The organism is Vogesella sp. EB (genome assembly GCF_001037925.1).
GTDB lineage: Bacteria > Pseudomonadota > Gammaproteobacteria > Burkholderiales > Chromobacteriaceae > Vogesella > Vogesella indigofera.
Map to the genome: position 1 here is coordinate 58180 of NZ_LFDT01000001.1, position 11480 is coordinate 69659.

An 11480-nucleotide genomic window follows, 5' to 3' on the forward strand; every position below is an offset into this window, starting at 1 on the left:
TTACCTTGCGGGCCTGAAAAAGCAATGGCCGCATTGCTGCGGCCAACCTTGTACCACGAATGGCGCGGCTTATTCCTCTCGCGCCGGCACCAGCACACTGCGGTTGCCGTTGGTTTCCATCGCCGAGACGATGCCGCTGGCTTCCATCTGTTCGATCAGGCGCGCGGCGCGGTTGTAGCCGATGCGCAGGTGGCGCTGCACCGACGAAATCGACGCCTTGCGCGTTTTCAGCACAATGGCGACGGCATCGTCGTACAGTGGATCGGCTTCCGTGTCATTGCTGCCGGAGAGACCATCACCGCCGTCGCCAGCCTCGGTTTCGGTGCCGCCGGTGAGGATGCCTTCGATGTAGTCCGGCTCGCCGGTGGTCTTGAGGAATTCCACCACCTGGTGCACTTCGTCGTCGGCGACAAAGGCGCCGTGCACGCGCAACGGGTAGCCGGTGCCCGGCGGCAGGTACAGCATGTCGCCCTGTCCCAGCAGCGTCTCGGCGCCCATCTGGTCGAGGATGGTGCGGCTGTCGATCTTGCTGGACACCTGGAACGCGATCCGCGTCGGGATGTTGGCCTTGATCAGGCCGGTGATCACGTCCACCGACGGCCGCTGCGTGGCGAGGATCAAATGGATGCCGGCGGCGCGCGCCTTCTGCGCCAGACGGGCGATCAGTTCCTCGATCTTCTTGCCGGCCACCATCATCAGGTCGGCCAGTTCGTCGATCACCACCACGATCATCGGCATGGTCTCCAGCGGCTCCGGTGTCTCGGGGGTCAGGCTGAACGGGTTGGGCAGCTTCTCGCCGGCCTTTTCCGCGTCGCGGATCTTCTGGTTGTAGCCGGCGAGGTTGCGCACGCCGAGCTTGGACATCAGGCGGTAGCGTTTTTCCATCTCGCCGACACACCAGTTCAGCGCGTTGGCCGCCTGTTTCATGTCGGTGACCACCGGCGCCAGCAGGTGCGGGATGCCTTCGTACACCGACAGTTCCAGCATCTTCGGGTCGACCATGATCAGGCGCGCTTCCTTCGGCGTCGCCTTGTACAGCACCGACAGGATCATCGCGTTGATGGCCACCGATTTGCCGGAGCCGGTGGTGCCGGCCACCAGCACGTGCGGCATCTTGGCGAGGTCGGCGGATACCGGCTGGCCGGCAATGTCCTTGCCCAGCGCCATCGCCAGCCGCGAGCTCATGTTCTGGTAGCTGTCGGAGCCGACGATCTCCGACAGGCGCACGATCTGGCGCTTCGGGTTGGGCAGTTCCAGCCCCATATAGGTCTTGCCGGGGATGGTTTCCACCACCCGGATCGACACCAGGGAGAGCGCGCGCGCCAGGTCACGCATCAGGTTGACGATCTGTGCGCCCTTGACGCCGATGGCCGGCTCGATCTCGTAACGGGTGATCACCGGGCCGGGGTAGGCGGCGACCACTTTCACGTCGACGCCAAAATCGGCCAGTTTGCGTTCGATCAGGCGCGAGGTGTACTCCACCGTTTCGGCGGAGACCGGTTCGCCCTGTTCCTTCGGTGCGGCCAACAGCGGCAGGCCGGGCAGGGTATCGTCGCCAGGCGCGGCAAACAGCGACTGCTGTACCGGCTTGGTCACCTTGGGTGACAGCGGGATGTCCAGTACTGGCGCCTCGATGCGCACCGGCGGCTTGTCCTCGATCTTCTTCTTCTCGGTGACGACTTTTTCTTCGCGCTGCTGCGCGATTTCGCGGCCGATTTCGCGGTCCTGGCGTGCCTGCCACGCTTGCCAGGCTTTCAGTACGCCGTCCTCGATGGCGGCGCCGATGCGTTCCATCATGTTCAGCCACGACACACCGGTAAACAGCGAGAAGCCGATGGCGCCGCTCACCAGCAACAGCAGGCCGCCGCCGGTCAGGCCGAACACGCGCGCGGCGACATCGCCGAGGAACTGGCCAAACAGGCCGCCGGCGACCAGCGGCAGGTTCAGCGTTTCGTCACGCCAGATCAGCGCTTCGAGGCTGGCGGAGCAAAGAATGAACAGCAGGAAACCGAACGAGGCCGCCCACGCCATCGGCCCGGGGCGGCGGATGCCGTCACCCAGCTGGCGATAGCCCCAGGCGATGGCGGCGAGGCAGAACGCCACGCTCAGCCACGCCGAGTAGCCGAACAGGTACAGCAGGATGTCGGACAGCCAGGCGCCAAAGGCGCCGCCATAGTTGCGCACCTGCGCATCGGCCGAGCTGTGCGACCAGGAGGAATCGGCAGGAGAGAAAGACGCCAGCGTCAGAACGAGGTAAACGGCGGTTACGGCCATCAGCAACCACCACGCTTCGCGCAGCAGGCTGGAGAGCCGTGGCGGCAGCGGGTCGGTGTTGCGGACAACGGCTTTACGCTTGAAGAGGCGCATTGAATATTCTGTTTGATTAGGGTGGTGGCTGATTATATCGGCAAACCGCACAAAAACCGCGCGCCGGCGCGTGAATTTGTCAGGCCGGATACAGTGCCCCCAGCACGCGCCGGCCGCTGGCACCGGTCACCGCCGGCAGGTTGGCGCCCTGGCGCCGGCTGAAGCAATAGCCCAGCCAGGCAAAGGCGGTGGCTTCCACCTGCTGCAGCGGCAGCCCCAGCTCGTCGGTGAGGTGCCAGCCGACCTGCGGCCAACGTTGCTGCAGCCTCTGGCGCAGGTCGCGGTTGCGCGCGCCGCCGCCGCACAGGTAGACCGCGCTGACGGCGGGCAGGAACTGCTGTGCGGCGTTGACAATGCTGTGCGCCACCAGCTCGGCCAGGGTGGCCTGCACATCGGCCGGGCGCAGCGGCTCGCCCAGCGCGTGCAGCTGGGCTTGTAGCCAGGCAAGGTCGAACAGGTCGCGGCCGGTGCTCTTTGGTGGCGGTGCGTCAAAGTAGGCCGTCGCCAGTAGTTGTTGCAGCAGCCGCGGATGCACGCTGCCGGAGGCCGACCACGCGCCGTCGGCGTCATAAGGTTGGCCGCAATGCAGCTTGATCCAGGCGTCGAGCAGCATGTTGCCGGGGCCGCTGTCGAAACCGGATACCGCGCCGTCTCTGCCGAGGTAGGTCAGGTTGGCGATGCCGCCGATGTTGACGATCAGGCGGCTCACGCTCGAGTCATGAAAGGCATGGGCGTGGAAGGCGGGTACCAGCGGCGCACCCTGGCCGCCGGCGGCGACGTCGCGGCTGCGCAGGTCGCCGATCACGTCGATGCCGGTCAGTTCGGCCAGCAGCGCCAGGTTGCCAAGCTGCAGCGTGTAGCCGCGCTCCGGTGCGTGGCGGATGGTCTGGCCGTGGCAGGCGATGGCGCTCACGGCGCTGGCGTCGAGCTGGCAATTGGCCAGCAGCTGCTGCACCACTTGCGCGTAGCGCTGCGCCAACTGGTTGGCCAGCTGTGCGCTGCGGTCCAGCTCGTTGTGTGCCGGCGTTTGCAGCGCAAGGATGTCCTCGCGCAGCGCCGCCGGATAGTCGACGAAGGCCTCGCCGCAGACGCGGAAGCGCGGGCCGGAAAAATCAACCAGTACCGCATCCACGCCGTCGAGGCTGGTGCCGGACATCAAACCGATAAAGTACGCAGACATGAAAAAACCCTGACAGTGGTGCTGTCAGGGTTACGGATTGCACGGGGGCGTTTACTCCAGCTGGGCAACGCTGACCGGAATCTCCCTGAGCAGCTTCAAATTAGCCGCCAGCTTAACGCTCTGCTGGCGGAAGGCCAAGCGTTGTTGCGTGCTCAGCCCCGGCACCGGCAGGGCGTTGGTCGACGGATCTACCGCCTGGCCGTTGACGCGCACTTCCATGTGCAGGTGCGGGCCGGTGGAGCGGCCGGTGCTGCCGACATAGCCGATCACCTGGCCGGCGGACACCTTGCTGCCGCGTGTCAGTTTCGGCTCGAAACGGCTCATGTGCGCATACAGCGTCGACAGCTTGGCGTTGTGCTTGATGATCACCACGTTGCCGTAGCCGCTCTGGCTGGCGATGGTGTCGATCACGCCGTCGGAGGTGGCCATGATCGGCGTGCCGCTGCCGGCGGCGTAGTCGATACCCTCGTGCATGCGCAGGCTGCGCAGCACCGGATGGAAACGCATGCCGAAGCCGGAGCTGATGCGGGCATTGCTGACCGGCTGGTTGCTGAAGCCCTTGCGCAGCGACTGGCCGGCGGCATCGTAGTAGGCGCCGGATTCGCTGTCGTGGGCGAAGTAGAACGCCTGCCAGGTCTTGCCGCCGGACTGGACCTCGGCGGCCAGCACGTTGCCGTTGGCAATCGGCGAACCCTTGTACAGCAGTGTTTCGTAGACCAGGTTGACACGGTCACCCGGTTGCAGGCGGGTGGTGTCCAGCTGGTCGGAGAAGATCTCGCCCAGCTGGGTGCGCACCTCGACCGGCACGCCGGTCTGGGCCAGTGCGCCGCTGAGGCTGGTACGGATCTCGACGGAGCGTACCGCCTGGATCACCTCGGTGCGTGGTGGCTCGGCGCTGGCCTGCCACTGATCGCCCTGTTTTTCGATCACGACCAGCACTTTTTCGCCGTTTTCGTCATCGTTGAGGAAGCGCAGGCCGAACAGCTCGCCCTGGTCGTTGATCTGTACCGACAGCGTGGCGCCGGCGCGCAGTTTCAGCACGTCGCGCGACACCGGCGCGGTATGGATGAAGCGGTTGGCTTCGTCGCTGCCGACGCCGAGGCGGTTCAGCACGCGGGCAATGGTGTCGCCACGCTGGATGCGCTCTTCGCGCCAGTAGCGCGAGCCGTCGGACTCGCCGCCCGGCAGCGCCGGCAGTGCCAGCGACTGGCTGACTTCGCGCACTTCAAGTGGCGCCTGTTGTGCCGCGCCCGGGGCGACGGCAACGGCGGTCAGTACGCCGAGAAAGGGCAGGGTGGCCACGCCGATCAGCCAGCTGAAGCGATGTTTCATCAGGCGCTGGAGGCCTTGTTGACGGAATTGCAGCAGTGTCTGGTAGTTCATGGATCTCTTCGTCTTGTATGGCCCGGATGGTGTCCGGGACAAGCACGTTTATCGAACAAGCTGCTTAATCAACAGCTATTGATAAAAATACAAAGGAGGCAGGTTAGCAAAAAAATGTCCACAGGCAAACAAATAATGTTTAAGAATCAACAAACTAGTCCCATGTCATCGCCAGATTTACGACAGATCCCACCTTTGCTGCGCGCAGAAAATGCAGGGCCGCCTGCACAGACTGTTTTGCCCCTAAATAAGTTCAAGCCCCGCGGCAATTGGTCAGTGCCGGCTGCAAACCGCTACAATGCCGGCCTGTGCCGATGACCGCTTGTCATCGCATGTCACCCACCCGACGCTACACCCGCCATGAAATACACCCTGTTTGTTCCCGGCCTGACCTGGCTGGACAGTGACGCCGGCCCCGAGCTGTGCAAGGACCTGTCGCTGCCGGCGCTCTCGACGCTGCTGGGCCGCGGCCAGTGGCGCAGCGAGCCGCTGAGCGCCAGCGAGATGCTGTGCCGCACCTTCGGCCTGCCGCAGCCGGCGCTTGCGGCCAACCTTGCCCACGCCGCCGGGCTGGCGCCGGCGGCCAGCTGGCTGATTGCCGATCCGGTCAATCTGCGTGTCGATCGCGACCGCGCGCTGCTGGGCGACATCGGCATCATGAATCTCTCGCAGGATGAGGCCGCGGCGCTGCTGGCCAGCCTGAACGCCTTTTTCGCCGAGGACGGCCTGGTGTTCCATGCACCGACACCGGCGCGCTGGTTCGTCGCCTTGCCGCAAGCCAGCGGCGCCGAGTTTTCGGCGTTGCCGGACGTGATCGGCGAAGACATCAACCATCACTTGCCCAAGGGCGCAAACGGCATGCGCTGGAGCCGCTTTCTCAACGAGCTGCAGATGTTGCTGTACACCCACCCGGTCAACGAAGCGCGCGAGGCGCGCGGCGAGCCGACGGTGAACAGCCTGTGGTTCTGGGGCGAGGCCAGCCAGCCGCAGTCACTGGCCAGCGCCTATCCGGCGGTGCACAGTCATGACCCGCTGTGGCAGCAGCTGGCGCAGCAGGCCGGTGTTGCCGGCGACAGTCCGAGCTACGCCTTCACGCTGGCGGAGGGCGCCGGCGATGTATTGCTCCACCTCGACGCGGCCGAGGGCGCGGCGCAGTTCCGCGACGTGTGGGGCTGGCGCGAGGGGCTGCTGCAGCTGGAGCGCGACTGGTTCGCGCCAACGTTGGCCGCACTGCAGCAGGGCCGGCTCAGTGAAGTGCAGCTGTGCTGCCACGGCAGCGCCGGCCTGCACAGCCGCACCACGCGGCTGGATCTCTGGAAACTGTGGCGCCGTCCGTTGCCACTAAGCAAACTGTATCCGCAATGACCCGTATCGTTACCCGCCAAGTCCCGGCCGATCCCGCCCGGCAACTGCACCAGCAAGGCATCGCACCGTTGATGGCGCGGCTGTACGCCGCCCGTGGCATCGCCGACGCCGCCGAAGTGGATTACGGCCTCAAGGGGCTGCTGCCGTATCACAGCCTGAAAAACATCCAGCCGATGGCCGCGCGACTAGCCGACGCCATCGCCGCCCGACAGCGCTTGCTGGTGGTCGCCGACTACGACGCCGACGGGGCGACCGCCTGCGCGGTGGCCGTCAAGGGACTGGCAGCGCTGGGCGCGGTGATCGACTTCATCGTGCCCAACCGCTTCGAGTACGGTTACGGCCTGACGCCGGAAATCGTGGAGCTGGCGGCGCAGAGCCGGCCGGACATCATCGTTACCGTCGATAACGGCATCGCCAGCGTTGCCGGTGTCGAGGCCGCCAACGCGCGCGGCATCGAGGTGCTGGTCACCGATCACCACCTGCCCGGCGACACCTTGCCCGCGGCGCTGATCGTCAACCCGAACCAGCCCGGCTGCGAGTTTCCGTCCAAGAACCTGGCCGGCGTCGGCGTGATGTTCTACGTGCTGATGGCGCTGCGCGCCGAGCTGCGCGCCCGTGGCGCCTTCCGGCAGCAGCCGGAGCCGAATCTGGGCGAGCTGCTGGATCTGGTGGCGCTGGGCACCGTGGCCGACGTGGTGAAGCTGGATCGCAACAACCGCATCCTGGTCGACAACGGCCTGCGCCGCATGCGCGCCGGGCGCATGGCGCCGGGCATCGCTGCACTGTTTCGTGTCGCCGGCCGCGCCGCGCACAAGGCCAACGCCTTCGACCTCGGTTTCACCGTCGGGCCGCGACTGAACGCCGCCGGGCGGCTGGACGACATGAGCCTCGGCATCGCCTGCTTGCTGGCAGGCGACGAAACGCAGGCGCTGACACTGGCGCAGGAGCTGGACAAGCTCAACCGTGAGCGCCGCAGCATCGAGCACGGCATGCAGGACGAGGCACTGGCGGTGCTGTCCGGCATCGACGCCGAGCAACGCTATACCTTGTCACTGTATCGCGACGACTGGCACCAGGGCGTGGTCGGCATCGTCGCCTCGCGGCTGAAGGAGAAGTATCACCGGCCGGCCATCGTGTTTGCGCCGGGCGACGAGGGCGAGATCAAGGGCTCCGGCCGCTCCATTCCCGGCTTCCACCTGCGCGACGCGCTGGATCTGGTGTACAAGCGTCATCCGCGGCTGATCCTCAAGTTCGGCGGTCACGCGATGGCGGCAGGGCTGACCATTGCCGAAGCCCGCTTCGACGAGTTCGTCGCCGCCTTCGAGGACGTGGCACGCCAGCTGCTGGACAGCAACACGCTGACCCGCACGCTGGAAACCGACGGCCCGCTCAGCGGCCGCGAGCTGTCGCTGGCGGTGGCGGAAACGTTGGCCGCAGAGGTGTGGGGCCAGGGTTTCGCCGCGCCGACCTTTCACGACGACTTCCATATCGTCAGCCAGCGCGTGGTTGGCGACAAGCACCTGAAACTGCGCCTTGAAAAGGACGGCGTGCAGTGCGACGGCATGCTGTTCAACCAGGTGGAGTGGCTGCCGCAGACCATCAACGCGGTGTACCAGCTGGCGGCCAACGAGTGGCAAGGACGCAAGGAATTGCAAATCTATATCCAGCACTGGCGCCAGCCCGGCTGAGTGCCAGTCTGACCGCAACCCGGACGAGGACACCATGATCGAATTACTGATGGCGCTGCTGACCGGTGCCGGCGCCGGCATCGCCGCCACCTGGCTGGTCGGCAAGCACCGCGCCGAGACCGCCTACCAGCGCGGGCTGGGCGAAACTGCGGCGCAACTGGCCGCAGCACTGGTGCGGGGCGAGTCCTTGCAGTGGCAAGTCGATGACAGCCACGCACGCACGACTGCGCTGCAGCAGCAGCTGGACAGCCTGCGCCAGCTGTTGTCCGAGGCGCAGCAAAAACTGGCGGTGCTCGCCAATCGCGCGCAGCGCCTGCCTGAGCTGGAAGGGCAGCTGCAACAGCAACAGCTGCAGCTGCGCGAGCAGGGCGAAAGGTTGGCCGCACGCGAAGAGCAGGGGCGGCAGCTGCCGTTGTTGCAACAGGAATTGCAGCAGTTGCGCGCCGCGTGGCAGGAACAGCAGAACGACCTGGCCCGGCTGGGTGCGCGCGAGCAGGAGCTGCTGACCCTGTTGCAACAGGAACAGCGCCAGTCGGCGGAAAAGCTGCAGCTGCTGCAGGAGGCGCGCGAGGCGCTGTCCAACCAGTTCAAGGCGCTAGCTACCGACATTCTGGAAGAAAAATCGAAGCGCTTCACCGAGCAGAACCGCGAAAACATCGGCCAGCTGCTGGGGCCGCTGGGAGAGCGCATCCAGCACTTCGGCAAGCTGGTGCAGGACACCTATGACAAGGATTCCAAGGAGCGACTGACGCTGGAGCAGGAGCTGCGCCGGTTGCAGGAGCTGAATACCCGCCTCAATCACGATGCGGTGGCGCTGACCCAGGCGCTGACCGGCAGCAACAACAAGACACAGGGCAACTGGGGCGAGATGATCCTGGAGCGGGTGCTGGAAACCTCCGGTCTGACTCGCGACCGCGAATACCGCGTGCAGGTGTCGGATACGGTGGAAACGGGTGAGGGCGGCCAGAAGCGCTACCAGCCGGACGTGGTGATCGACCTGCCGGAAGGCAAGCAGCTGGTGATCGACTCCAAGGTGTCGCTGAATGCCTACGTGCGTTACAGCGCCAGCAGCGACGAAGCGGTGCGCGACAGCGAGCTGAAGGCGCACATTGCTGCGTTGCGGGCGCATATCCGCAGCCTGTCCGAGAAACGCTACCAGGATCTGTACAAGCTCAACACGCTCGATTTCGTGTTCATGTTCGTGCCGGTGGAGCCCGCCTATCTGTTGGCGGTGCAGCACGACATGGGCCTGTTCAACGAGGCCTTCGAGCGCCGCATCATGATCGTCGGTCCCAGCACCTTGCTGGCGACACTGCGTACCGTGGCCAGCATCTGGCGTTACGAGCACCAGAACCAGAACGCACAGGAAATCGCGCGACAATCCGGCGCCATGTTCGACAAGCTGGCCGGGCTGGTGGACACGCTGGAGAAGCTGGGCAAGCAGATTGGTACCGTTCAGGACAGCTACGGTACCGTGATGAAGCAACTCAGCACCGGTAGCGGCAATCTGCTGGGACGCGCTGAAAAATTGCGCAAGCTGGGCGCCAAGACCAGCAAGCACTTGCCGTCACATTTGCTGCTCGATTCGGATATCGCGGAAGAGACAGAATAATTTCTTGGCGATTACCGGGTGATGAACTATAAAAAAGTCAGACACTAGGAAGGAGGAGGGCTAGATGGTATCGCTGATAACCTTGTTGATGTATGTGATGTTTGCACTGATCTTTGTTAAAGCGTTTTCCTCCAACCGTAAACGTGATGTTGTACGTGTTAAAGCTCCGGCATCGTGCCGGCAACGCTCTCACCTTCGTTAGTGTCTGGTGCAGTGAAAGGTAGTTATGTTGTAGTAGTAAAGCGACGTTGTACCATTCAACCACCCCCAGAAGCCGGCAGAAATGTCGGCTTCTTTCATTTTGTCGTGCTGCCGATGGCATCGTACGCGACCGCATCAAACGGGTTCTCCAAGCCGGGAGCAGGGTTCCAAGTCAAGGTTTTTGACTGCAGCGAGGCGAGGGTGATTTGGACACGATGGCCGTGGACTATGAGCTGTCCGAAATCAGTGAAGATCTGATCGAGAGGGCCGGCTATCGAGTCGAGCAGTTGTCCCAGAGTACGAGCACGGCTCTTGTCCATACGCTGCTTACTATTTACAATTGCAGTCCGGTTATGCTTCGTGCATCAATCGGAGTCTGCCATGTTCAAAATCTTCGGCCTCGCCGGTGCCGTGCTGGTCTTTGTCGCTGTCCACGCGCTTACCGCTGACAATCTGCTTGCCGCACTGGCAGGGCTTTGTTTTCTGGCGCTGGAATGGTGGCAGCGCAAGACGCGGGCCTTCTACAAGGCACGTCCGGCCAAGGCGGCCAGTAAGCCGGAGCAGGGTGCCAGCAGCGCGCCCGACTACAAGGCCACTCCGAGTTCCGCAAGCTGCTGACCGCTTGCCTTGGTGATGCCGCCAAGGTCGAACGGTTGATTGACTACGAAGAAATTCGCAAAGACCCCAAGCTTTCCCGATTGGCAGCGGTGGTTTCGGCGCTTGATCGCCTGTACACGGATCGCCGCGCCACTTAGCCGAATAGGCTGTTGACCATCAGGCCAAATCGGGCTTGCCGGTGGCAGTTGTCGCGGTAGAAGTCACGCTCGATCATCAGACGCTCGATTAGGTCGGTTTGCATGTTGCGTAGGTGGAACAGTCGGCGGTAGTCGGCCAGTCGCTCGATCTCGGCATAGTCGATGGTGACTTGGTAGCCGGCCGGCACGATCAGCCGCGAGCCCTCGGCACGGGCGCCGTTCCAGACGCCGGCGCATCGCAGCTCGTTGCTGTCCAGCAGCTCCAGGTATTTCACGCACACAACTGGCACCGGCACTTTGCCAGCTTTCCACGCCTGCACGGTGCTGACGGTCACGCCAAGTTCTGCCGCCAGTGCTTCCTCGGACTTACCGAAATGAAAAAGCCGGATCAGTCGATCCGGCCCGATGTCTGCACTGGTGCAGTAGATTTTGAACTCTTTACGCATTCTGCCCATTCCATGTGTGCCGAAAATGACACAGACAAAATAATTGAACAAAAGAGCTAAGAAGAGAGGTCAGGTAGCGTTTGATTCTGTGAGTTATTAGACATAATAAACATTGTGTCTTCGCCAAAAAAAGGGCGCTTTCGCGCCCGTGTTAATTGTTTGTCATAGAAGATATTCTCAGTTTTTCTCTAATCTTTTCATCAAGTTGCGTGCCGCCAATCTTGTCGTAAAGGTCAAGCCACAGCTTCCGCTCCTCCTCACATTTCGACCGTTCAAACTGAGCGCAGATATAGACGAACTCCGGTTCAATTTTCAGCTCGTCAGCGATCTTCACGGCACTTTTTACGCCTAGAAAACCTTTTTTATTCACGATTGTTGACATTGTGCTGCGGTCAATGCGTAGCAACTTCGCAATGCCGTAGTCCGACTTAATGGAAGTGCATGATTTCAGGTAAGAAATCCAGTCGGTCGAGGTCAGCATTT

At 63.3% G+C, this 11480-nt stretch carries 10 protein-coding genes; 4 read left to right on the forward strand and 6 right to left on the reverse strand.

From position 1 onward, the window contains the following. Positions 1–69: 69 nt before the first annotated feature. The 3 genes from ACG97_RS00260 to ACG97_RS00270 all read right to left on the reverse strand — a co-directional run bounded on the left by ACG97_RS00260 (position 70) and on the right by ACG97_RS00270 (position 4930). Complete coding sequence (locus tag ACG97_RS00260; protein ID WP_047965315.1) at positions 70–2367, reverse strand: DNA translocase FtsK; 2298 nt, start codon at positions 2365–2367, stop codon at positions 70–72. A 79-nt stretch (positions 2368–2446) separates the two neighbouring features. Continuing rightward, the gene (locus tag ACG97_RS00265; RefSeq protein WP_047965316.1) at positions 2447–3547 is read right to left on the reverse strand and encodes an anhydro-N-acetylmuramic acid kinase; all 1101 of its coding nucleotides are present in this window, start codon (positions 3545–3547) and stop codon (positions 2447–2449) included. A gap of 51 nt (positions 3548–3598) precedes the next feature. Then, positions 3599–4930, reverse strand: coding sequence for a M23 family metallopeptidase (locus ACG97_RS00270; protein ID WP_047965317.1), 1332 nt, complete (start codon positions 4928–4930; stop codon positions 3599–3601). 360 nt (positions 4931–5290) lie between these two features. Between ACG97_RS00270 and ACG97_RS00275 the strand changes: the two genes are divergently transcribed. From ACG97_RS00275 to rmuC, 3 genes are read left to right on the forward strand one after another with little or no spacing between them, the layout of a single operon-like run. Further along, on the forward strand, positions 5291–6295 hold the full coding sequence (locus ACG97_RS00275; RefSeq protein WP_047965318.1) for a hypothetical protein: 1005 nt from the start codon (positions 5291–5293) through the stop codon (positions 6293–6295). Continuing rightward, entirely contained in the window at positions 6292–7983 is a 1692-nt protein-coding gene (recJ, locus tag ACG97_RS00280; RefSeq protein WP_047965319.1) for a single-stranded-DNA-specific exonuclease RecJ, read from the forward strand. Before ACG97_RS00275 ends, recJ begins: the two co-directional genes overlap by 4 nt. A 34-nt stretch (positions 7984–8017) precedes the next feature. Then, positions 8018–9595 (forward strand): DNA recombination protein RmuC, encoded by a 1578-nt coding sequence (rmuC, locus tag ACG97_RS00285; RefSeq protein WP_238377219.1) that lies wholly within the window; start codon positions 8018–8020, stop codon positions 9593–9595. 296 nt (positions 9596–9891) lie between these two features. Here the strand turns inward: rmuC and ACG97_RS00290 are convergent, their stop codons facing one another. Then, positions 9892–10116, reverse strand: coding sequence for a hypothetical protein (locus ACG97_RS00290; RefSeq protein ID WP_047965320.1), 225 nt, complete (start codon positions 10114–10116; stop codon positions 9892–9894). Positions 10117–10177: 61 nt separating this feature from the next. Here ACG97_RS00290 and ACG97_RS00295 point away from each other — a divergent pair, with 61 nt between their 5' ends. Beyond that, a complete protein-coding gene (locus ACG97_RS00295) occupies positions 10178–10414 on the forward strand; it encodes a hypothetical protein (protein WP_047965321.1) in 237 nt (78 codons plus the stop codon). A 133-nt stretch (positions 10415–10547) separates the two neighbouring features. Here ACG97_RS00295 and ACG97_RS00300 read toward each other — a convergent pair whose 3' ends face one another. Both ACG97_RS00300 and ACG97_RS00305 read right to left on the reverse strand, forming a co-directional pair. Next, on the reverse strand, positions 10548–10997 hold the full coding sequence (locus tag ACG97_RS00300) for a hypothetical protein (protein WP_047965322.1): 450 nt from the start codon (positions 10995–10997) through the stop codon (positions 10548–10550). Between the two features lie 151 nt (positions 10998–11148). Beyond that, positions 11149–11478 (reverse strand): hypothetical protein, encoded by a 330-nt coding sequence (locus ACG97_RS00305; protein ID WP_047965323.1) that lies wholly within the window; start codon positions 11476–11478, stop codon positions 11149–11151. Positions 11479–11480: the final 2 nt, after the last annotated feature.